Source organism: Klebsiella sp. GW_Kp181 (assembly GCF_040062315.1).
Lineage (GTDB): Bacteria > Pseudomonadota > Gammaproteobacteria > Enterobacterales > Enterobacteriaceae > Klebsiella > Klebsiella oxytoca.
The window spans coordinates 18,811-40,526 of sequence record NZ_JBEAFR010000083.1; the positions used below are offsets into that span (position 1 = coordinate 18,811).

The 21,716-nt window shown below is 48.1% G+C and carries 21 protein-coding genes and 2 pseudogenes; 5 read left to right on the plus strand and 18 right to left on the minus strand.

Features of this window, described 5'->3' with window-relative positions:
* Positions 1-27: 27 nt before the first annotated feature.
* The 4 genes and pseudogenes from ABLV11_RS23420 (at position 28) to ABLV11_RS23435 (ending at position 2,080) form a co-directional block, all read left to right on the plus strand.
* On the plus strand, positions 28-741 hold the full coding sequence (locus ABLV11_RS23420; RefSeq protein ID WP_126488339.1) for a hypothetical protein: 714 nt from the start codon (positions 28-30) through the stop codon (positions 739-741).
* Between the two features lie 96 nt (positions 742-837).
* Positions 838-1,174, plus strand: a pseudogene (locus tag ABLV11_RS23425) (conjugative coupling factor TraD, PFGI-1 class); the annotation flags it as partial.
* Positions 1,137-1,403 carry a hypothetical protein gene (locus tag ABLV11_RS23430; protein WP_032691902.1) on the plus strand — a complete coding sequence of 89 codons (267 nt, stop codon included), beginning with the start codon at positions 1,137-1,139 and terminating at the stop codon, positions 1,401-1,403. The pseudogene ABLV11_RS23425 and the gene ABLV11_RS23430, both read left to right, overlap by 38 nt.
* A pseudogene (locus ABLV11_RS23435) lies at positions 1,403-2,080 on the plus strand (TIGR03747 family integrating conjugative element membrane protein). Before ABLV11_RS23430 ends, ABLV11_RS23435 begins: the two are co-directional and overlap by 1 nt.
* Before the next feature lie 105 nt (positions 2,081-2,185).
* Here the strand turns inward: ABLV11_RS23435 and ABLV11_RS23440 are convergent.
* The 16 genes from ABLV11_RS23440 to ABLV11_RS23515 form a co-directional block, all read right to left on the minus strand.
* The gene (locus ABLV11_RS23440) at positions 2,186-2,788 is read right to left on the minus strand and encodes a hypothetical protein (RefSeq protein WP_126488337.1); all 603 of its coding nucleotides are present in this window, start codon (positions 2,786-2,788) and stop codon (positions 2,186-2,188) included.
* A gap of 161 nt (positions 2,789-2,949) precedes the next feature.
* The gene (locus ABLV11_RS23445; protein ID WP_097365666.1) at positions 2,950-3,939 is read right to left on the minus strand and encodes a restriction endonuclease; all 990 of its coding nucleotides are present in this window, start codon (positions 3,937-3,939) and stop codon (positions 2,950-2,952) included.
* A gap of 138 nt (positions 3,940-4,077) precedes the next feature.
* Entirely contained in the window at positions 4,078-7,593 is a 3,516-nt protein-coding gene (locus ABLV11_RS23450) for an AAA domain-containing protein (protein ID WP_151386394.1), read from the minus strand.
* Between the two features lie 1,093 nt (positions 7,594-8,686).
* Entirely contained in the window at positions 8,687-9,484 is a 798-nt protein-coding gene (locus tag ABLV11_RS23455) for a helix-turn-helix transcriptional regulator (RefSeq protein WP_348855848.1), read from the minus strand.
* A gap of 143 nt (positions 9,485-9,627) precedes the next feature.
* Positions 9,628-10,473, minus strand: coding sequence for a DUF4942 domain-containing protein (locus tag ABLV11_RS23460; RefSeq protein ID WP_348855849.1), 846 nt, complete (start codon positions 10,471-10,473; stop codon positions 9,628-9,630).
* A 76-nt stretch (positions 10,474-10,549) separates the two neighbouring features.
* Complete coding sequence (locus ABLV11_RS23465) at positions 10,550-10,717, minus strand: hypothetical protein (protein ID WP_348855851.1); 168 nt, start codon at positions 10,715-10,717, stop codon at positions 10,550-10,552.
* Positions 10,718-10,787: 70 nt separating this feature from the next.
* Entirely contained in the window at positions 10,788-11,279 is a 492-nt protein-coding gene (locus ABLV11_RS23470; protein WP_348855853.1) for a DUF5983 family protein, read from the minus strand.
* Positions 11,276-11,653 (minus strand): TA system toxin CbtA family protein, encoded by a 378-nt coding sequence (locus ABLV11_RS23475; RefSeq protein ID WP_047343929.1) that lies wholly within the window; start codon positions 11,651-11,653, stop codon positions 11,276-11,278. The genes ABLV11_RS23470 and ABLV11_RS23475 overlap by 4 nt, the downstream gene beginning before the upstream one ends.
* A gap of 54 nt (positions 11,654-11,707) precedes the next feature.
* Entirely contained in the window at positions 11,708-12,097 is a 390-nt protein-coding gene (locus ABLV11_RS23480) for a type IV toxin-antitoxin system YeeU family antitoxin (protein ID WP_312293091.1), read from the minus strand.
* Between the two features lie 31 nt (positions 12,098-12,128).
* On the minus strand, positions 12,129-12,350 hold the full coding sequence (locus ABLV11_RS23485) for a DUF987 domain-containing protein (protein ID WP_348855855.1): 222 nt from the start codon (positions 12,348-12,350) through the stop codon (positions 12,129-12,131).
* Positions 12,351-12,361: 11 nt separating this feature from the next.
* The gene (gene radC, locus ABLV11_RS23490) at positions 12,362-12,841 is read right to left on the minus strand and encodes a DNA repair protein RadC (protein WP_312293093.1); all 480 of its coding nucleotides are present in this window, start codon (positions 12,839-12,841) and stop codon (positions 12,362-12,364) included.
* Between the two features lie 11 nt (positions 12,842-12,852).
* The gene (locus tag ABLV11_RS23495) at positions 12,853-13,335 is read right to left on the minus strand and encodes an antirestriction protein (protein ID WP_348855857.1); all 483 of its coding nucleotides are present in this window, start codon (positions 13,333-13,335) and stop codon (positions 12,853-12,855) included.
* A gap of 185 nt (positions 13,336-13,520) precedes the next feature.
* A complete protein-coding gene (locus ABLV11_RS23500; protein WP_348855859.1) occupies positions 13,521-14,339 on the minus strand; it encodes a DUF932 domain-containing protein in 819 nt (272 codons plus the stop codon).
* 133 nt (positions 14,340-14,472) lie between these two features.
* Positions 14,473-14,724: a DUF905 family protein gene (locus ABLV11_RS23505; RefSeq protein WP_348855860.1), complete on the minus strand. Its 252-nt coding sequence runs from the start codon at positions 14,722-14,724 to the stop codon at positions 14,473-14,475.
* Complete coding sequence (locus ABLV11_RS23510; RefSeq protein ID WP_348855862.1) at positions 14,721-15,392, minus strand: hypothetical protein; 672 nt, start codon at positions 15,390-15,392, stop codon at positions 14,721-14,723. Before ABLV11_RS23510 ends, ABLV11_RS23505 begins: the two co-directional genes overlap by 4 nt.
* A gap of 181 nt (positions 15,393-15,573) precedes the next feature.
* Entirely contained in the window at positions 15,574-16,755 is a 1,182-nt protein-coding gene (locus ABLV11_RS23515; protein WP_348855864.1) for a hypothetical protein, read from the minus strand.
* Positions 16,756-17,291: 536 nt separating this feature from the next.
* Here ABLV11_RS23515 and ABLV11_RS23520 point away from each other — a divergent pair.
* A complete protein-coding gene (locus tag ABLV11_RS23520) occupies positions 17,292-18,236 on the plus strand; it encodes a glycosyltransferase (protein ID WP_348855866.1) in 945 nt (314 codons plus the stop codon).
* A gap of 196 nt (positions 18,237-18,432) precedes the next feature.
* Here ABLV11_RS23520 and ABLV11_RS23525 read toward each other — a convergent pair whose 3' ends face one another.
* The gene (locus tag ABLV11_RS23525; protein ID WP_348855867.1) at positions 18,433-19,410 is read right to left on the minus strand and encodes a hypothetical protein; all 978 of its coding nucleotides are present in this window, start codon (positions 19,408-19,410) and stop codon (positions 18,433-18,435) included.
* A gap of 737 nt (positions 19,411-20,147) precedes the next feature.
* A complete protein-coding gene (locus tag ABLV11_RS23530; RefSeq protein ID WP_348855869.1) occupies positions 20,148-21,713 on the minus strand; it encodes a YfjI family protein in 1,566 nt (521 codons plus the stop codon).
* Positions 21,714-21,716 lie beyond the last annotated feature (3 nt).

The window sequence follows — 21,716 nt, forward strand, 5'->3', positions numbered from 1 at the left end:
GCGTATTCATTTTATAAAGGAATAACGATGGGAGCTATTAACGAGATAGATATTGCAAAGCTGGTTTTGCTACCCGCGATTTTATATGTGGCTAAAAAGATCATCGACTGGGCGGGAAAAGTGATGTCCAGCCCGCCAGCAAAGCGAAAAATTCGCTTTGAAAAGGTACCTATTGAAACCAAAATAGAGGTGCTGAATAAAATCGCTGAGATAGCGAACGCTGACATACCCGACACCAAACTCTCGAGGACGCATCAGACCGTACAAATAAAGTTTTTGTATGAGCTGATCGGGATTACTCTTCCTGTCTGGCACGCCCATCAGCTGATCGCGTTTATCGCTGATAAAAATATCGGCTCATATGATATACGATTAATAAGTTTCCTTAAAAACCCATCCTTATATCGTTGTGAAGAAAATCATTTTTCTGTAGATGATAAAAAAATTAAAAATTTTCACATCGTTAGCGGGGGGTTCTGGGTATTTTCAATACTCATTTTTGCTTACGCCTGGTGGACGACAATACAATCGTTACTGGCCAGCGGGGGCGTAAATTCGGCTATCGCATTTTCACTGTTTTACTTTATTTCCGCTATTGTGGTCACTGGCTTTATCTTGAGCCAGGTTGGAGAAACCTGGCAAAGCGCCAGATTCGCCAGGCTGTTTGAAAGGTGGTGTGAGGAGGAAGCGCGGGTGGAAAGTGGGGAACGTGCTGCGTTAACAGATCTTACTCAGCAATAGCGGGCACCTCAGTAGACCGGTGCTGTTTTTCGGGAGGAGATCACTTTGGCCGAGATCTCAAAGAATGCATGGAACTAAAACCGATCTATTTACATTTCCAGTAACACCCAGGATCGCGTGAGCAGCGTACAGGTGCCGCTACTGGAACCCGCCTCACTGGTCCAGCTCCCCAAAGGTCAGGCGTTCGCTCTGCTGGAAGGCGGCCAGCTCCGGAAATTGCGCATCCCGTTACCGGATACCGCGCAAGATTCGCTGATGCAGGAAAACATCGCACAAATCACCCGTTATATGGAAAAGCGCTCCCGTATGGAGGAACCGTGCGGAGGCAGTTGTAACGCCGAAAAACGCCCCTATTTTATGGCTGAACGACAGCGAAACCACGGAGAAACTGACCGATGATACCCCGGACACACCGCCAGCTTGTGAGCGTTGAAGTGATGTGGCCTGCGCAAACGCTGCCTCTTCCCCTGCAACAGGCGGTTGAAGCTCTGACGCAGGGAGAAACGCCCGATCAGATTATCGCCCGGATGAATTTACAGGGCTTTCAGGCATGGCGCGAACCTGCATTGCAGGAAGATGAACACGACATTTTTCAGATACGACTGGATGAGGCTCACGAGGCGCGGTTCCTCTGCCGCTATATCACCCTGCCGCTGCACTGATGTCCGAACATGCACCGCCGCCTGCACGCCTCCCCGGACTAATTGGCTGGCTCGCATTGTTACCCGGCGTGCTGATTGGCTTTTGCCTCGGCGCATGGATGCTGGCGATAGCGCTGGAGTGGCTGGGCGAGGCGTTTTTATGGCGGAACACCTGCACCAGCCGCAGTGAACTGATATTGCAGGCTACGTGGCAGTGGCGGCGGAACTTTGCTGGCGCACCGGTGTGGTTAGTAGAAGGTCTGGCGATTGTCAGCGATACATTGCAGCAAGGGATTGCAGCGCTGATTTCTTCGCTCAATGGGCAGAGCGGGTTATTCTGGACGGAAACCGTCACTACGGTGACGCTGCGCGTTACTGTCTGCGGGCAATGTCATCCTCACCTTTCTGCTGCGCCTGACGATTTTGTGGCAGGCGCTACCACTGTTTGCACTCACCATTACCATCGGCCTTATCGACGGGCTGATAAGACGCGACTTACGGCGGTTCAGCGCAGGCCATGATTCCGGGTTTGTTTATCACCATGCCAGGCGTATGATCAGTTCCAGCCTGGCGGCAACGGGGGTGATGTGGCTGACGGTACCGATTTTTTTGAGCCAGAGTATATGTTGATGCCGGGGGCGGTGGGGATTGGGCTGGCAGTATCAGTGGTGGCAGGGGCTTTCAAAAAACACATCTGATATACCAAGTATAATTGATTATGATCGAATGGAAAAAAACCTAATTAATAATCTGCAATCACTCGATATTCAAAAATTTGCAGGATCTCATTTAGAATCCGTCAATCAAGACCCTGCCGAACTATGTCCTGGTGGATATCGGTTTGTAAAAGTATCCACAGAACCAGTATTGAAATGTGGAGTGATAAACACACTACCAAGAAATCTCTTGCTCCCATCTATTCCATTTTCATCACGCCAGTCACCGTTACACCCATCGGTATAATCAAACATTTCAAAGTTTTTATGAACTGTCTCCTGACATCGTGAACCACCAACCGCAGAAACTAAGTAAACACTTACCCAATAATCTATTGGTGTTCGTTGGCAATCTCCACAATCCAAAGAAAGAAGAGCAGATGATATACTTCTTACTTTATAACCTTTGTAGTATGGGATATATGCTTTAAAAAGTCTTTCTTTAAAATCCACATCATTAACTGTAACAAAAATAGATTTATTCTCATTGGTATAATGGATGGTATAATACAAGCGGTTATCTTTTATATTTTTAATTTCTCTAGACTCTCTGAAATCAAATATGAGGTAACCATACCCGGGCATTGATTTTGCCGCGTTAAAACTTATTTCTTTATCACTAACATCAGAACAACCGGATAACAAAGTAAGTATCGTCATAAAAATTACAGAACTAAGCCATAAATTCATAATACATCATCCCTAATATCAAATAGCCCTCAAAAATAGATTATCCCATCTAAATAAAAATGTCTTGCTAACTGCCAGTATACTCCACTACAAGAAACTACAGTCCTTTTACTCAATATCTGAATCAGTCCGCCTGTTTATACAAAAACAGGCGTCGAAACTCATGCAGGCAAATACGTTTTCTTAAGTGGAACCAATAATTTAGTCTCAATATCCACTTGCTCATAGTTTTCTACTAACGCGCGGACCAAATCGTCCAGCGTCCATAGCGTCAACGGGATTGTAGAACGATCGGCTTCATAGCGCGCATCCTTGCTGAATCCGCCGGTACTGACATACAGCCCGCGATCGTCTTTATGACGACCACCGATAAAGCTACGGATTTGCTGGCTGCTCATCTGTTCCCGTCGGTGCTTCACCTCAACAATAATGCGCGGATTTTCGAAGCCAAAACCGTCAGGGGAAGCAATAATATCTTTCCCACGGTCAGCACCAGCAGGCGATATCTGAGTTTTATATCCCATGCTACGTAACACGCCAGCGACCAGATTTTGCATCTCATCCCAGTCGAGACGGTTGATACGATCCTTGATGCCTTCAAAAGCGATCATTTCCATGTCGCGCAGAGGATTAGAAACAACCTCATCCTCTTCACCTGAAACAGTTACTTCCGGCACGACATCTGAGCCAGGCTTTTTGCCCTGCACCAATTCATTCACGGCAAAATCAGGCACCTGAAATACCGTCAGCGTTGAGCCAAGGGTGTTTCTGGTTGCATCACTCAGACTATCGCGCTTAATCTCTTCCGCATTCCACTTCACTTTACGCGCAATGCCCATGCCATCTTCAAGCCATTCGGCATGAAGCTCAAAATCTGAGGCGATTTTCCCTATTAAATAGGTACGATTAGAAGGTGAATAAGTAATAGCCCAGTCACCTTTCTGCATTTCATTCACAAAGCGCCAGACCTGGGAAGCACCGGAACGAACTGTGCCAGGCTTAGTCTGTGGCTCAAGCTCCTGATACCGGGTAAACAACTGCTCTCTTGAGCATCCCGGTTTCACATAGGGAGCGAGCTGCGACCAGCCGATTGCAACAACCTGTTTGTCCCTGAAGTCATCGTACAATTTTCCGCCATCGCCGCGGATCATCCACATTTTAGTCGCCACAATAATTCCTTCTGAAAATGCCTTACCGTACGGGCAGAAACTGTCTACCTGGATATGGTCATTCCATTCAGCCATCTTATCTGGAAAACAGTCGATAAGATGGCTCATCACATTCCTGACCTAAACCTGACGCCTCTCAAGGCTATTGTAAATTGCCTCAATCTCGCCCTTCAGGTTATCACCGCAATAAACCATCGATGTATCGTATCGTTCATATCGCGCTTCACGCGTCGCACTAAACCAGTTGAATGATCCCACGCACAGCAAACCATCATCACCAATAACAATTTTGCTATGAACACGATTGACCAGTTTTGTCGCAATACCAAGGGCGTTCAGTTTCTCCAGCGCCGCTTTGAGGTTCTGCTGCTTCTCTTTTCGCTTCTCAAAATCATTATGTTCAGTGTTGTAGCTTCTGTCAGTGACAATCGTGACGTTAATACCACGTGAACACGCCGCAATCATAGAATCAAGAAAACCGGTTTGCTCCAGTTTTTGCCAGGTCAGCCATGGAGAAACTATCGTGATGTGTTTACCGGTATTTTCAAATGTCTGATTCAGGAAATTATCATGCTGCTCCACACCATGGAGTGTGTAGATTTTGGTCTCGGAAGTTTTTAAATCCTTACGCTCTTTATAATCAAAAGTGAGCGCATTTTTCTCTGACTCAAAGAGATATTTTGCCAGTAATCCCCGCGGAGATGAGGCTGGCTGGATCTCAAACAGGTCCATATCGCCGAAGACCAGGAAACTGTCCTTCGCACGGGAGACAGCAACGTTCAGCATGCTGTTATCACTATCAATAAACCCACCGTCCTCATGCTTTGAATAGACTGGCGAGAATATAACAATCGCTCTTTCCGCCCCCTGAAGAGAATGCACAGTGCCCACTGTGAGCGACTTTTCATTCGTGCCTGTGCTGATGCCTTGTTTACTCATCGCCTGTTTGATGGTCGATACCTGCGCGCTAAAAGGCGTCACGATTCCGACAATCTCATGAAGTGATTTGCCGTAATGTGCTTCAATATCCTGCTGGTTATGTGTCAGCCAGGCAGCTATCGTTTCAGCCTCAAGCAAATTATATCGACTTCCGCTACTTGCCAGCTCTCCTTTACCATCAATATGGAGATAACCCATTGCGGGCATTAAATTGCTCTCTTCACACCCTCTTTTAGGCAACAACTTACCGTGATAGCAGAGCGTATTGCAGTATCCAATAATAATATCGAAGCACCGGCGGTGTTCATATAAGTACATTCCACGAGCCAGTTCGGGATCATATTGATAGCGTGAAGCACACTGCGCTACTTTCATGACGCTACCAGATGCGGCGCTTTTACCAAGCTCTGCGATTGCCGTATATTTCTCAGTAATCTCTTCTTGCGTACTACCTGACAGAATTTTTTCCGCCAGCATGTTACCTATATCAATAGCGGGAGCAATACTCCATATTGGCGGAATCTGTTCCGTATCACCAATCACTAATGCCTTTTTAGCCAAGGCAAACGAGGCAGCAGCCACTTCAGGAAGCACCTGACCGGCTTCATCGACAATGAGTAAATCAGCGAAGTCATATAAATAGCTTTTCTCGAATTTACGCTGACCTTTGTGCTCGCTTATCTGCATATTGCCGGGCAGCATATAGCAGGTCATGACCACACATGGGGTAAGTTTCATTCGGCGTTGCCAGCGAGCTGTTACCCCTTTAGCACCTTTCTTGCCCTTTTCTTTTTGCAGATCATCAATGCTGGCCATATCCATCAACCAACGACCTTCCCAGTAGTGGGTCGTCAGTAAGAATGCAGGGAAGCGAATCTGCGTATCAGCCAGTTCATCTGCCTGTGAGAAGCTCAGCTCCTCGTTGCCCTCATGTCCTAAATCAAGTGCCAGCCTCTGCCATTCCTGAGCCGCCTGCTGTTCTTTAAGAACAATTTCATGGGCGGAGTCAATCTGCTGCCGGTATGTTGTTTGCTCGCGCTCAGCGGAGTTAAGCAGTCCATCTATATTACGTTCGATGGTTTCAGGATCAGACCACTGATTCCCCGCAATCAGCGCACCTAATTTATCTTCGAGAAACAATTGTATTTGGTACTGCCGCTTACTGCGAACCGCTGGTAACCAGGAAAATAATGAATAGATCAGTGATTCACCGGCGCGATATTTTTTCCATTCCGCTTTAGCACTCTTTAGTTGAGTGACTTTTTGTTCTTGCCCGGAGAGTAATTTATCTAAATTATCGAGATATTGCTCAATGTCGTTAGCAATAAGCTCACGCGCAGCCCGAACCTGGCTTAACGTTTGCCATGTTGCGTTTAGTCTTACCAGTTGTTCGTATTTTGCTGCCAACTGACCATGCAGGAGTTCAATGACCTTTTCAGGGGTTGAACAATCTTTTTCAGGGAAGGCTGCCTTAGCTTTCTCCAGATAAAACAGCAGTGCATTCTCTACATACTCTTTTGACTCAACCTGGTTGAAGAAATCTTCAGTTTGGTATTTTTTGGCTGCCTCAGCTTTACGAGTGCTTGAGGGGAAATAAGCGCCGAAGCTTTTCAGCTCTGGCAACCATCGTCCGGCCATTGCACCAGTACCCTGGGAAAAGTCTTTCCCGAACGCCTCGATAATGTTCGTTACAGCCTGGTTATTCGTTGAAGTCGCGATAATAACCGGAGGTTCCGCTTTTTCGAGAGCCGCTCTGGCCCACTGCGTGGCGATAATAGAAAGCACCAGCGTGGTTTTCCCGGTTCCTGGAGGGCCGTTAACGGCAAGGATATCGCCATGCCTGGCATCCAGAAAATGGCTTAAGGCATCGCGCTGAGCCTTTGCCAGCGGGAACTTATCTCCGGAGTGTCCAAGCCTGTCGCTGAATTTTGCTTCGGGAGTAAGCAAAGACTCTGCAGCATGAACTTTTCGCGAGGCGAAGCGATTGAAGAGCGGCACATCCTTTTTGCAAACAAGCAGGTGATCATAAAGAGAAAGAATATGGAAACTGGCACCGCCAGATTGCGCCGTTTTAACAATATAACCGTGCTCAGCGAGTTCATATTGCTCGGGATTTTTAATCCAGTCGCCGACAACGTTCTTCAGTAGCCTCTCTGAATCATCCAGATATTGACGCCAATCCTGCTGCCAGGCTGCATATCGTGCTTCTCGTTCTTCATCCGTTTCGGCGGTCTTATCAACGCCATCATCAAAGTCGATAGAGAATGACGTATGGGTCGTTTTGTATTTGTCATACTGCTCAATCTCACCAATCGAAAATGCCCCTTTTGGCAAAGGTTCAAGCAGGTCTCTGGGGATGGAGGTCGCTGGCGTCGGATATAAAAAACCCTCACGGCTTAGCAAGGCTGGCGTCACTATCGGGGTAACAATATCAGGCGCACCAGCGGAACGGTCCTTTCCATGCTGCAGCAATCGGAAATAAACCTTTGGCCGCAAGATGACATCGACTGTTTTGACGTCGTCTTTTTCTCCCTCAAAAAATTTACCGACAATCGCTTCGTCAAGACGTCCCGCCGCTATCTCATGCCAGTGAGTGAAATTTTTGGCGTCTTTGCGTTCAAAACTGCCCTTTCCTGACTCAGCATCTGCCAGCGAGTTGCGCCAGTATGAGGCAAACCCTAAAGCATTTTCATCCATTACCAGTCCTATGACTCAATGAAATCCATTGATTTATCGAATATAAAATCACCGTATGGATAACTATTGTCCACGTTGAAAGGCTGGCTGCAATGTTTTGTTCACGCTTCGATACAAATACTCGGGTTATACGGAGTCCAGGAGGCAACCATATCCTTCTGCATGGCACATAAAAGCTTTATAACCGAAGCAGCAGAGGGTTACCGGTTACACAGCACGCTCCAGAAGCCAGAGAGCCCTACTGGCAGCGTTCAATGCAATATTGGAACCTGTAAGTTCAGAAAATAGCGCTGTCGAAGATGGTTCTGTATGTAGGCTCTCCAGCTATTGTTTTGTCCGATGCTTGCGAATAAAAGCATCCAAAATGTCGCCTTCACCATGCATGACAGAAAAAGAATATTCACATTCTTTCTTTATCAAGATTCCACATAATTCCTTGTGCAAATCTACATTAGCTCCCTTTCCTTTCTGCGCTTTCTTCACACCGAGCTCACATGAACTGATTAATTCAACGTTACAGGGTTTCTTCAAACAATTCACACCATCAATAAAGCCCTGGAGAATGCATCTATTTGCGGTCGTATCACTGTAGGAGAAGGTCAGATATTTTATTTTCCCTTCGCATTCCAGCACAACTTCCGCCGAACCTTCACGTGTTGCAGCATCACAACTTCATGTTGAATATATTTTTACCATCTTCACTTTGTACCTCAACGCTTACCAAATAAATCATGGCATCCTATTTAAGCTAATCCGGCTTATCGAACCGGGTTTACCCCCTTTTTTGCCCCCAAGTCGCCTGGATGTCAATGGATGAAAAATGACCAATAAGAAAATACCACAAAATGCACATGGTTATTAATGAAAAATTAATTATCTTTTAATTACAGACGGATATGAAGAAATTTGGATGAAAATGGACACAAAAAAAGCCACCATTAGGTAGCTAATTATTGCATCATTTGGTGCGAAGGCCGCACCGCTATTTACGCCATAACCAATTGAAATTAATTGATTTATAAAAACAAGAAACCACATTGTATACTCACATGTATACTCAACGCGATTCCCTGAGAATACATCTAGCTAAAAACTACTCTTCATCTTCTTCCACAGGCTCCAGCGCGTCAAGTACGACTCGTACCATGGCAATAGAACCAATACGGATAAAAGCATCTTCTCCATCTTCGTCGGTTAACATATAACGATCTGTGGTTTCAGGCTCACAGTCCAGTTTGTCAAAGAACGCATTCAACTGACCGATATCATCCGCCTCTTCATTTTGCGGCGCATCAGGCTCAACGCTCAGCGGAATCACAGGGCCACCGTTCACCAGGGTGATATGGACATTAAAATAATCGTCTTCGTAATCATCATCTTCTTTAGCAACGATTGGCGGTAGACTATCAGACAAGAACTGGTGAAATACCACTTCACGCATATTTAACGCATAACGATACTGGTCCGAGTCAAAGACAAAGAACAGCTCTACATTCGGGCTAGCTGTTTCCTGAAAATAATAATAAAACCTCCGCTTATCAGCAGCAGAAATGGGCAACAATAAATAATCCTGCAGCCCCTGTAGCCAAAGTTTTACGGTCCAGAGACCGCTATCCATTTCAATGCCACTTGTAGCTATTACCTCAAGATCTTCATCGGTTTTACGACGCTTCTTACGGAAGTCGTCTATCAACCGATCGCTTTCCGGGAACACGACGTTTAGAGGTTTATCCAGAGCATTGCATATTGCCTGAGCAAGGCCCAACTTTGCTGCAACCTTCCCGGTTTCGATGCGCTGGATTTGCTGCTGGCTGGTGCCGACCATAAACGCCAGTTCGCGCTGAGTGATCGACAATTGGGTACGAAGCTGTTTGATGTTGTTCTGTAACATGGCATCGCTCTTCTCATGAGGTTGATGGCTGACACTAAAACACAAAAACGCGTAAATACACATATATGTGTTTTCAGATAGAAGCTTGTCATAAGTGTGGAAGATTTAAAAAGCCCTCACCCAAAAGAGAAGACCTTTTACACTTACTTAGCAGCCAGCATCCCCGGATAGTGCTTCGCAATGATCTCATTCATCTTTTCTACCAAGTCGGGTCGTTTGAAGGTGATATGCCCCGATCCCTTCTGGAAGTAGCGTATCGACAGATACTCATCTTCGTATACGGTACTGTGTTGCTTGCTGATATGGTCGGCTAATCTGACGCTGAGATCGTGACGATTTTCTGGAAGAGGCTTACCATCAAGCAGATTCAGCATACGATCTAAATCCGCTAACTGATCCCGTCGTTTTCCATGTAGTAAACCAAATCCCCAGCGGTCATGTTTCACGAGAGCGTTGACGATGATCTTTCTGCCAAACCGGCACGGCGAGTTCGACCTGTAATCCCAGCTCAGGCTTTTGAAGACGTTGATGATCCCGCGCTCAAATACGTCGTCTTTGCTGTGGTGCAGCTGTCTGAAGGTGCTGAGAATATTCTCTTCACTGATGGCCGGGATATCATCCCGCTCAAGAGTTCGGTTCCATTCATCGCGAGCCGCGGCATCCATCAGGGCGATCATGCCGGATTTCTTCATCAAATCGTGCCAGATACTACGGTCGAGATTGCAGGTGATAACTTTCATGCCGGTGTTCTCTTTCTCAAGCAACCAACAGCCACAGCGGTAGCCATCACGCATTGCCCAGTCCTGCGCGGTTTGCCCGCCAATACTCTCGGTCAGTGCAGAGATATCAGCGAGCTGGTGGATCATCGTCCTGATTTGTTCCAGCGCGGAATTGCGCCTGGTAACAATACGTTCAATGCTGGTGGAACTGATAAGCTCGGTATGGCCCGTCAGTACGTCGGATTCTGTGCAAGTTAATGGTTCAGACATGTTTCTTTCCTTTATATAAATGAAAAACGCCAGCCGGGTCAGGGCTGGCGCTTATGCAGTTTGGTTTGATGGGAGACTACGGTTTATTGACGTTGTGCAGGAGCTGAAGATGGTGAAGATCCCGGACATCGTTCCTTGCATGCTGGATGCAGGGTAAGAGCGTGGCGGAATCGGTTCTGTCTTCGTCGTTATCGAAAATGAGCCCGAACTCACAGTCGATATTGTCCTGCAGCCAGTCAATCAATCAGGATATTGAGTGCAGCTTAGGTAGTGAGTACCAGCATGGGGTTACCTGTGATAATGGATGGAGGGATCTACCAGTCGAAGATCTCAAAACCCGGCAGCAGTTCACCAAAGGCATCGAAGTGAATGATGCTCAACTGATAGCGGCGCATCAGGGTGACAATCAACAGGCGAGCGGCTTTTGACAGCCCGCGCCGTTTCAGTTGAAGAACAGGAAAAGCCCACGCATCCAGACGGATGAGATAGCCCGAGCCAGTGCAGCCCACCCACTCAGAATCATCAAAGTCCAGCACCTGTCGTGATAGCCGATGCAGCAGGTCGTTATCCTCGCGGGTGATATGTGCGGCACTACACTGAATGCCGTGATAGCGGGCGTTGGCAGGAAGCGGAGCTTCGACAAGCAGCTTTCCGGGCTCATCAGCAATACGCAGTGAATAGCCGTTATCGCAGACCACATCAATCAGTTGGGCCAGTTCAATGCCATCAATCTCAACGGCGATTCGGCCCATGTTCAGCGCCAGAACATTGATACTGTCGGCTTCCACGTTGAGTGACAGTTTCATGGTTGCTCCTGTCGGTGATTGCCACGAGTGATATTGCTGATGGTTTTATACCCCTGACGCTGCATCAGACCGGTCGCGCGACGGGCGCGAAGAATGTCGATGCTGCCAATCAGCGGCGACTGTTCGTCCAAGGTAAAACCCATGCGGTCGGTACGCACCAGGTCGTACTTTTCGACGATGAAGTTCACGGCGTCACAGAGTGAAATCCCCGCGTCGATGTGCTCCTGAATCACGCCATCGTTGCCAAACGGTGTGTCGCTGAGGGTCAGACCGTAGTGGTGGTCGAACAGATATGTCAGTAGCGTCTGCCAGATTTCGACAGGCACAGGACGTGATGATGCCGCCCTGAACGAGAGTAAAGGTAGGGTTTGCATGATGTTCTCTTTATGAGGTGAAACGAAGGAAGGTGGTGGTGTTGCCGGAGGCCGTTACAGGTCTGGTGAATACGCTGCTGGCGGTTCTCCCGGATAAATCGCGAGGTAGATATAACCGCAACTGCCCAGCGTGTCGGCTTCACAGATAAGGCCATTGTGATACAACGTGACGCAGCGTTGCTGGCGTGGGTTAAGTTCACCGGAAACCAGCTTCAGCTCAAGTTCTTTGAGCATCAGTGAGAATGCCTGGTCAAGCTGGCGTAAATGCGCATCGTTGAATTTACCCGCAATACTGGCGCGGTCGGCAAGGTAGTACAGGCGGTTACCCTCCTGAATGAGGCGTGCGCCAAACAGCGGGGCGATGGGGCGACTCAGGCCCCACCAGGGAGAAGCGGTATTATTCTGCGGCATCACCTCGGTCACGGTGTTTTCAGTGTCTGGCATTTAAGTGTTCCTTAAAAGTGACGGTAAGTGCTTAATTCAGCGTGACGCTGCGCAGCACCACATACGGGCCATAACAGACCTGGCGACGTTCAGCGAAAACCGCCAACACACCGCTGATGTCCTGTACCTCCCACCCAGTGTAGTGGCAGATGCTGCCGCTCCACTTGTACTTTCCGGTGCAGAAGCGAAACAACCGGGCCTGTGGATGCTGACGGTAAATCGCCATAGCCTGACGTTTGGAGATTATTTTCATCACCGGTCTCCTTACAGCCAGCCACGTTCAGCGAGCGAGACAATCTCCATCCCACCCACCACCAGGTGATCTAGCAGGCGGATGTCCACTAGGTCCAGCGCCTGCTTAAGACGTTCTGTGATCCGTCTGTCTACGTCGCTGGGCTCAGCCAGCCCTGACGGGTGGCAGTGTGCAACGAGAATGGCAGCAGCATTATGTTTCAGTGCCGCCTTCACCACCTCCCGTGGATGGACCTGCGTATGGTTGATGGTGCCGGTGAAGAGAGTTTCATGCGCAATCAGCCGGTGCTGGTTATCGAGGAAGAGCGCGGTAAATTCTTCACGTTCCTGTGAGGCAAGATGCAGGCGCAGCCAGTCACGTACTGAGCTACTGGAGGTAAATGGCGCACCGGGTTCGCGTAGCTGGCGCTCCAGTAGGGTTAGTGCCTCCCGGATGGTGTGCTGTGCGGATGCCGGTAATCCGGCAGCAAACAGCGGTAGCTGTTGTTCCATAGTGTCTGACCTCAGTCGATGATGTGCATGATGGCGCTGCATTCCGCGTGGCTGAGCGCGTAATCCCGCAGACGGTAATAGTGTTCCGTCATGGCATCGCATCCGGTAAGCATGGCGTGGTGGCTGTAAGTCATCAGACAGACGGCAATACCGGCGGCTTCGGCGCTGAGTTCACCACAGTTACCGTTCATGGTGTTGAACAGCGACCATTTTTCATCGGTATCCTCATTCGCCTCCGGGGCCATAAAAGCACCGCCGTTGCTCAGCGTGTAAAACTGCCAGATACCCCCGCAGTAGTCCGCGCAGAAGCGGTCCATCCAGGAGAAGATATGTGGCTCAAGGATTATCCATTGTGGGATGTTACCAAAGTACTGCGGCCAGAATTCCACTCGTTGTTCATCCGGAACGAGTGTGGCGGCTAATACCGATATGAAGTCATCACCGGTAGAGGGATACAACAGGTTGTTATCGTTAAGATGAATCATGTCCGTCATGGTTGTTTTCCTTTTGTCAGGGTCATCAGCGCACTCCCGATGAGCGGGAGCATGTGAGTCGTGTAATTGGGGGAGCAGATGTGCCGTGTTACCGGCGGGTGATATCAGCAAGCGGTACGTCCAGATGTGAGCGTGGGCAGAATTGTGCATAGCCATCGACATCTCTTTCGCTGGAGCGTGCCGCATCAGCTCAGCGCCTGCTGCAGTTCTTCGGCCATCACCCACAAGGCCCGGTTCAGTTTAAGGTCACCGTCTATACCGTTGACGGCGCGGGTGCGACGACGTTTACCTTGTGCAGAGCGTCCGGGCAGTCCGCCCTTGCTAAGGTTCTCCTGCAGGCGGTTAAAAACCGTCCAGAGGTCATTTTTCTCATCCTGCCAGCGACGGGGGGAGAGCGCCTGCGCTTCGGTTACCGCCTGATGCTCTTCACCAAAACGATACGTCAGCGCAGCCTTCGCCAGCGCCTGCTGTGCCGGCGGCGGGAGCAGCAGCGACTGCATGGCCTCGCGCTTTTCCTCCACCTGGTCAAACACCCCGAGGACTTCGTAAGCGCCTTCAATAACTCTCTCCACCACGTTGCCCCGGTGTGGTACGCGAATTTCGCCAAACGACTGCCCGCAAACCAAGGAATTGGTGCAGACGCTGCGGAATATGCCCGGCAGCAACTGAAAACTCGATGCACCATCATGGCTGTTGAGGATGATGATTTCCGGTACCTGCTGGCCGTTTATCTGCCCGGCGCGACGCAGGCGCAGCATATGCTTTGTATGCTCCCGGCGTCCGGGGTCACGTACACGCGACTGGCAGGCGAAGAAGGGCTGAAAACCTTCGCGCTGCAGGTTTTCGAGCAGGGTAATCGTGGGGATATAGGTGTACTTCTCGCTCCTGGAATTGTGCTTGTCTTCACCAAAGACGCTGGGAACATGCTGGTGTAATTCTTCGTGGGTGAGCGGACGGTCACGACGTATCTGGTTGGTTCGGCCAAAGCCGCTGGCTAATCGCATTAGGTAAACTCCTTGATGAATGGCATAAACGCAGACAGGCCATACCCCCGGAAGGAAGCATGGCCTAGTGATCTGCGTAGCTGTGAGGGAGAAATAGTGGTAGTGCTGGTTGCAGCTATTGCTGCCGTGGCCTTTAATTGTCGTCAGTAACAGGAGCCATCGGGATGCCATTGCTGGCAATATAGCGGCTGAGCATCACGCCAGCCTCCGGGGCATAATTCCAGTCGCGCCAGATAAACATGCCTCCGTTATCGCGGATAACCAGACGAAAATGGGTACCCTGGTCATCCTCAATGGTGACATTGGTGTACGCTGCAGCAATAGCTTCGGCCTGAGTTCGGGTGAACGTCCCTTGCGGCAACGAGGGAAAGTGATGATTTCTCATGATTTCCGTTGTCCCCGGTAAGGTGGCAGAAACGTGGTGCAGGCAATATGACCAATCGTGCTGGTGGTGGTGACATCCACTGCCCCGCTGACCACCCCACCAACCAGGGGCACCAGACGAATAAACTGGCCACTGGTGCGTACACCGGCACGGGCGGCCATCAGCACTAGGGTTTTCTCCACAATCCTCCGTGTGAAGGGGCGGGTCCAGTTGTCCATCGCCTGTAACGCCACTTCCTGCAACAGCGCTTTGGCAGCGTTACCGCACAGACACAGCCCGGCGAGTGCCCTGATACGTTCGTCAGCCAGATTACGTTTGCCGAGGCAGGCGATGGCTGCCACCAGTCGGGTCTGGAGAAACAGCACGCTGGTGATATTCAGTGGCAGCGTGATCGGCATCGCCACCACTCCTCCCACACCGGATAAAAAGCCGGTACTGCCCGCCTTGACGCTCTCCCACCGGATCATCGCATGGGCGGCCTTTGTCACATCCCCCTTCGCATCGGCGAGATAGCGTTCTGCCAGGGTTTCAGCCGATTCGATCCCGGCAATCCCGCTGACGGCTTTGTCATAGAGCCAGCCCATCATTGCCTGAATACTGCGGGGGTTGTGTTTCTCTGCAAGCATCTCATCGTCATACTCAACGTCAATCTCATCGTTATTTTCCATTTGTTCTCCTGCTTAAACAGTGGATAAAAGAAAGGCCAGGGACATCGCTGTGATGAGCCTGGCTGGTGGGGTTGCTGTCAGCGGCATAAGAAGAACAGACCACGTCCCCTGGATGGATGTGGCCTGCTGGTGTAAGGTCCCGTCGTGGCGGGGTTATTCCTGTGGTTAATAATTTTTACGGTCAGTTCAGGATGAAGTGTTCACCCATTTTTTCGTTGTCGACGTGACCGTCCTGAGGAAGCTGGCGGGTATCGAGCGTCAGACGGGTTTTGCACTCATGAGCCGAAACCAGGTCACCGTTTTTGTACACCCGAATACCCTGAAACTCTTCATGACCGGTGTCTTTACTCAGCAGAATGTAGTCATAGACACCTTTGTTAAAGCGGATGTAACTGGCAGACCCCATGCCCAGCGGTGCGTGATAATGGAAGGCTTTCACGCCGAACAGCCCTTCAGTTAACTCCAGCTCGGTTTTATCGTTTTTATCCGTGTAGGTGTAACGATAATCCTGCCCTGCAGCGGCAAAGACTCCCACATTTTTCCCATTATCCAGGGTGCAGAACGCATTCACCGGGAAATCGACAGACTGCTGAGCTGTCTGCTTCTCTGGTTCTGTTATTCCAGTGGTACTTTTCGACACACGATTTTGTGCCGCGAGGCGGCGGGCTTCGTTTGCCGCTTCTGCATCTTTTTGTGCCTGGCTACCCGGGCCATAAAGATTTTTACTGGCCCCGTCTCCATGGAACCCACCTTTTCCAGAACCTTCAGCAACGCCCGCTTTTGGATTGTAATTGGCAGCTATTTCCGGGTCAGCTTCGCGTGAATATGCCTGCCTGGATTGTTTATGCCATTGGCCGTTTTCATCCTGTTTGTAACCCATCTTCCCCATGTCTCGTTTGTATTCCGACTGAGGATCGAAATCGGTCACCTTCTGATTAATAACTGAGCCGCACGCGCTGGCAAAATCAGCGGTACTGAAGGTAAAAGAGGAACCAAACGTGCTCATGCTGACTTTTTTGTTTTCTTTCAATAAATGAATAACTGACTGAATATCACGGGTTGCCACGGTTGTCTGCACAGCCTGGTATTGGGACTGGCTGTTACACATCACACTGGATGGATAAGAAGTGTTATTAATCCTGAAATTACTACCGGCAAGTTCAGTGGTGCCACGACCGCCGCACTGCGGCTTATTCTCAATAATACCAATCGTTGACGGCTTAACCCGTAGCAGAACCTGGCCGTCATCGCTGTACGACTGGCAGAAGGTACCATTGACGGTCCATGCGGCAGAGGCATTAAACGCTGCCATGCAGAGCACAACAGCCAGCATGGTTTTCGGATGTGGACGGTATTTTTTCATTCAATATTCTCCTTTTTTATGACTGAACGAGAAACGGGCTTGTTTCTCTGAATGGTTTTACTTCCTGAAACTGCTCATCACCTCGCTAACCAGCGGGAAACCTTCATCCTGTCCTCTTCGTTGTCGATCCCCTTTCCGGGCCGTGGAATTGACCCGCCAAAAACCCACGCCCAAGTGCGTGTAATCGACAATATCATGATCGTTTTTATCGATCGATTTAATAGAATTGATCTGTATAATCAATTAATGTTTTTGTAAAGACAACACATGAACGACGGTGAAATAGTGTTAAAACTCTGTTTTATAAGAACTAACCTAACCAGAACTGAAAGTGGCAGGCTCAAAGGGATACAGGTGTCGGAATGAAAAGATGTGCAAGATGTAACAAGAGAAGGGGCGTCATCAGCCGCCTGCTTGGGCTTGATAAGGAATACTGCGACGAGTGCTTGTTTGATACTGAGCAGGAAATCAGGGAAAAACGCATTCTCCCCGTCAGGCGTCAGAAAGATGACAGTGAAGGGAAAGCGTAGCCCGATATGCAGCCTAAAATTGATGTCAGTGTCATTATCCCGGTATTCAATGCGCAGGCCACTATCGGCTATCTGGTACATGAACTCATCAGCGAGCAAACACTCAATATTGAGGTGATTGTTGTGGATGATGGCTCTACCGACGAAACATCGACCATACTCAGCGCCATCACCGATGAGCGGCTGATTATTGTTCATCAGGAAAATCAGGGTGTATATGCTGCAAGAAATGCAGCACTGGCAGTACACCGGGGTGAATGGGTGGTCTTTCTGGATGCAGATGACCGGATTGAAGAAGGTTTTCTCCGGGAGCGACTGAAGAGCGCACGAGCGGCTCAGGCCGATGTTGCCCTTTTCAATGGCTGGCGTACCAACAGCAGTTGCCTGCAGCGGCGACCGGTTCATCGTAAACAGCTCTATGCTCAGGTGGTCAGAGGGCATGCGTGGATACAATATTGCGTGGCACAGAAAGAATGGCCGCATTACCTGTGGCTACAAATGGTGCGCTCGTCCTATATAAGGAAGAATAATCTGCACTTTCAGGAAGGAAAAAGCCACAAGGACATCCTCTGGACGATTAACCTCGCCGCTGCAAATGGCCAGTTTTATTTCGCCGACAGGAAGGACTATTTCTACATCACAAACCCGGCATCGATTACCCACCGGCAGGACTACTACGATATCCGGGCGCACAGCTACATTGATGTTATCAGCGACATTCTCGTTCTTTCATCCTTGCCACAGCACCATGAAATCAAAAGGCCTCTGAGAAGGCATGCGCTGGTTGAATGTCGCCATTTTCTCGGGTTGTTCCGGCGAAAGATTGCAAACCGGCAGGCAGCCCGACAGTTGTTTAGACAGCGAATCGTATTACGTTTGTTGGTTGCAGGGGTCGGCAGTCTGAGCGACCTCTTTTTTGTGCTGAAACTAGTGAGAAAGATTTATCTGTAGCCAGAACGATGACGCATCGGTGAATCCCGCGAGATAGCTGCTGCTGGGAATTGCCGCATAAAACTAAAAAACCCGGAACGCTACATCAGTAACGAACCGGGTAAGTCACGCAGGAAGTGGTTATTTCACCGTTGCAGAAAAGATTCTTGATCTGTTCAGATAAGTAATATAGCCGCAAAAATATATGGAATATTCTTTATTCAAAAGTAAGATCTTCCCCCATAAGACGCCATAAATCGACAGGTTCCTTCTTCTGTGGTGGTACATAGAAAAAGGTGGTAGCAGAACGTCTGACGCCAGTGAAATAGCGATAACACACGACTTCATCTTCAGAATCGCCAGGCGCGATTATCTCCTGTGAGTAAAACCCATTGTAGAACGCCACCACGGCTTCCCTGTCGTCTATCTCAACGCTGAAGTAGCGACGAAGATACTTACTAAGTAAGCGATACATCAGACCGATACACTGCTTGTGTGGCTCACGTAATGACGAGTTGATATTGAAGCATTTATTAAAAACACGGCATAAAAGCGCCATGATGCGATCAGGATCACCAGATAACACCGCATGGAAGCCCACAATCGCCAGTAACTCCAGATAAAAAGGATATTCAGGGAACAGTTGTCGGATCTCCCCCAGGCATTCCGAGATTTTGTCATGCCCAAGACGCCATAATTCCCCATAAAGCAAAGTGAATAAGGGAAGCTGTTGCTCAATACCACCAAACTCAATCTCTCTGGGAACATTGCCATAAAAACGTTTGGCCGGTGTTATTTCTCTTAATGCCGCATTCACCTCCTCTGAACCAAATCGCGCAGTTAAACTGTCATACAGACTGCCGTTAAAAGGGATCAGCCCACCCGTTGACTGAATTCCCCCGAAGCCCTGTCCCTGATACGGGATAGCATCATTATTCCTGCGATTAATAAATGAAGGTGCTATAATCAGATTCTGAGCAATATTTGCCCCGCCCTTTGCGTTCGGATATAGATGGCTGATATCCAGACAAAACAGTGGAACAAGCGTTATTTTTCCATCACATCCCTTCTGTGGAAGGGTATAACTTCGTTGGTGTCGAGATTTGCATATATACAGATGATAATAATTCACGATATCTCCCATATTCGAAACTGATCCTAACAAATAAAGATTCCGTTTGATTGCATTTTCCATATGTGTCCAGTACGATGAACTCAGAATACTTTCAGCATTGAGGTTATCGAATTTCCTGGAATCACGTTGTCGACAGACTGCACTGCAATACTTTCTATTTCTTGTTCCTGATAACGTATTCTGACAAAGTGAATATCCACATCGGGTATTTTCTCTCCGTTCACGTCTGTTGATCCCGAATAAAAAGATCTGATAATGGTTATCACATAATCGTTCCTTTCGTGCTGGTCTGAGCCTAGAAACAAGGTTATCGCAATCTCTCCTACATTTAGTCATGATGTGTATGTACTTTAATTCATTGAATGTTATCACTAATGATTGCTATAGCTGGTAAAGAATAGTGATGTGATATTTAGTTAATATATATTACGTATAATTACCTTATTGCGTTACGAACACCTGATACGCGAATACAGTCATACAGCACTATTTTCCACTACCAAATCGAAAGTGACGATCTGCTTCATGGGGTGTTCCGGGCATCATGCACTCCAGACATCATGAGCGAGTTTTGAACAAACATCCGTCACCATCACACGCTGAAAAACTGATATTTCTGCTAAATTAGCAATACCAGCAACTGTTTTTAAAATCGACAAGTGCATATCTGGTTATTTATCCCTCAACCTCCGCATGATCGCTGCGATGATTGTCGCCATTTCAAATGAAACCACACCAGAATTCGAAAGTAATAAATACCGTTTTGTTTAACAATTGCCTGCCTGGTCGTAAATATCTTACAAATCAACATGCCAGAAACCTTCATCCTTCAGATTTTGCCTTTGTACGATGCTGTAGTGGTGGGTAATCCCGCCTGTACATATAGAGCCGTTATGAATACCCGCGATGTACAAAGCACTGGAGCCATTGAACCTTATAATGCAACACATGCCCTGATTGATTAGTTGATTTAACGCAGGCGTTAATTTATCTATGTGTCTGAGACGGCCCGGACCAGACTGAAGCAATTCATATTTAGGAAATGGCATACCTTGACTTTTGTTCAGTCTTTTAACAATAAAGCTCCAGAGGCTTCGGACGTCGCATTCAAACCGGTATCGCTCTGACAGAGGGTAAAATAAATCACTCGCCTGCTGCAAATACCAACCCACTATTGTCAGGGCATTTCTTATCTGACGTGCATCGATAATCTTAGTATAAATAAGGTCAGCGGCCGAACTGCCTCCTGTAGGTTTAGTTAAATAAAAAGTCATTATTGTAGCCAGTCGCAGTGCCTGCTCTATAGCTTTTGACGCAAAATCCCGGATATGTGAATACTTCCCGCCTGGTAATATAGCCTGCTCAATTTCTCTCTGTTTTTCCTGAAGAAACATTTTTGCATCATCTGACAGTCTCAGTTCATCTTTCGGTATACTGTCATCATAAAACCGGGCTTCAAGAAGGCTTAACAGCCCCTGAATGTGGTCATAAAACGGAGCTAATACTGCATTCAGCCCTTCTTCATCAATACGGCTATTACGTTGCCCTATTGAGCTTTTTACCTTCATAACAAGGAATCGGGCAAGTAAACCACTGCTTTTAGCCATCTCTCCATGTTTTTCTAAATAATTAATAAATACGCCAGGCTGAATCATTAGTGAAAGCATCAGACATAATGGGAGTTCGTAGTTCTCACCATCTGTTCTGTCAAATGAATATTTCCCTCCATCCCAGCCTTTATTCAACAGTCCGAGATGATTTTTCAACCCGCTTCTGAAAAAAGAGAACGCTTCATCCATAATGATGCCAGCTTCAGCATGTAGGCTTAAGCCCTGGATAAGACCTTTAAATGTCACATCCTGATAGCTGAATTTTGGCTCAACAGGACGTTTGGGTTCACCTTTATAATGTTCATCAAGCTGAACCTGAGCATCCTCGACACCCTTTCCATTTTTTATAGCCTGACGTTGATTGGCATCGAATCCCTGTAAGCTAGTTTTCCAGATACGATGTTGTCTTTTATAGATGGTAAGCCGATCTCTGTATTCAAGCTGCATTTTCTCAATCTGGCTGTAAAAGGGCCTCATTAACAGTCGTGACAGAAACGTCTTACCTTCACCAGACTCGGCAAGCGTAAGTAGGTATAAAGAGCATGGGCCAGGTATACCCGAGTAAGGTGATACAACACCAACAAGGTACTGGCAGATAATTGAAAGCATGGTGAAAATAATGTTTATCGTTAGTTCCATTGACATTCCTGTAAACATATTCACACGTTCAACTGTCTCTTTTAATTGCTCAGGTAAACAGTGTAAAGGGAACGTTGTCCCGTTTTTTTTCTCTGGACTGTTATTTAAAGACATAGC

Bases quoted from the DNA above. Each gene is read 5' to 3' on its own strand.
- ABLV11_RS23420 (WP_126488339.1), top strand. From the start codon at position 28: ATGGGAGCTATTAACGAGATAGATATTGCAAAGCTGGTTTTGCTACCC.
- ABLV11_RS23430 (WP_032691902.1), top strand. From the start codon at position 1,137: ATGATACCCCGGACACACCGCCAGCTTGTGAGCGTTGAAGTGATGTGG.
- ABLV11_RS23440 (WP_126488337.1), bottom strand. From the start codon at position 2,788: ATGAATTTATGGCTTAGTTCTGTAATTTTTATGACGATACTTACTTTG.
- ABLV11_RS23445 (WP_097365666.1), bottom strand. From the start codon at position 3,939: ATGATCCGCGGCGATGGCGGAAAATTGTACGATGACTTCAGGGACAAA.
- ABLV11_RS23450 (WP_151386394.1), bottom strand. From the start codon at position 7,593: ATGGATGAAAATGCTTTAGGGTTTGCCTCATACTGGCGCAACTCGCTG.
- ABLV11_RS23455 (WP_348855848.1), bottom strand. From the start codon at position 9,484: ATGTTACAGAACAACATCAAACAGCTTCGTACCCAATTGTCGATCACT.
- ABLV11_RS23460 (WP_348855849.1), bottom strand. From the start codon at position 10,473: ATGTCTGAACCATTAACTTGCACAGAATCCGACGTACTGACGGGCCAT.
- ABLV11_RS23470 (WP_348855853.1), bottom strand. From the start codon at position 11,279: ATGAAACTGTCACTCAACGTGGAAGCCGACAGTATCAATGTTCTGGCG.
- ABLV11_RS23475 (WP_047343929.1), bottom strand. From the start codon at position 11,653: ATGCAAACCCTACCTTTACTCTCGTTCAGGGCGGCATCATCACGTCCT.
- ABLV11_RS23480 (WP_312293091.1), bottom strand. From the start codon at position 12,097: ATGCCAGACACTGAAAACACCGTGACCGAGGTGATGCCGCAGAATAAT.
- ABLV11_RS23485 (WP_348855855.1), bottom strand. From the start codon at position 12,350: ATGAAAATAATCTCCAAACGTCAGGCTATGGCGATTTACCGTCAGCAT.
- radC (WP_312293093.1), bottom strand. From the start codon at position 12,841: ATGGAACAACAGCTACCGCTGTTTGCTGCCGGATTACCGGCATCCGCA.
- ABLV11_RS23495 (WP_348855857.1), bottom strand. From the start codon at position 13,335: ATGACGGACATGATTCATCTTAACGATAACAACCTGTTGTATCCCTCT.
- ABLV11_RS23500 (WP_348855859.1), bottom strand. From the start codon at position 14,339: ATGCGATTAGCCAGCGGCTTTGGCCGAACCAACCAGATACGTCGTGAC.
- ABLV11_RS23505 (WP_348855860.1), bottom strand. From the start codon at position 14,724: ATGAGAAATCATCACTTTCCCTCGTTGCCGCAAGGGACGTTCACCCGA.
- ABLV11_RS23510 (WP_348855862.1), bottom strand. From the start codon at position 15,392: ATGGAAAATAACGATGAGATTGACGTTGAGTATGACGATGAGATGCTT.
- ABLV11_RS23515 (WP_348855864.1), bottom strand. From the start codon at position 16,755: ATGAAAAAATACCGTCCACATCCGAAAACCATGCTGGCTGTTGTGCTC.
- ABLV11_RS23520 (WP_348855866.1), top strand. From the start codon at position 17,292: ATGCAGCCTAAAATTGATGTCAGTGTCATTATCCCGGTATTCAATGCG.
- ABLV11_RS23525 (WP_348855867.1), bottom strand. From the start codon at position 19,410: ATGGAAAATGCAATCAAACGGAATCTTTATTTGTTAGGATCAGTTTCG.
- ABLV11_RS23530 (WP_348855869.1), bottom strand. From the start codon at position 21,713: ATGTCTTTAAATAACAGTCCAGAGAAAAAAAACGGGACAACGTTCCCT.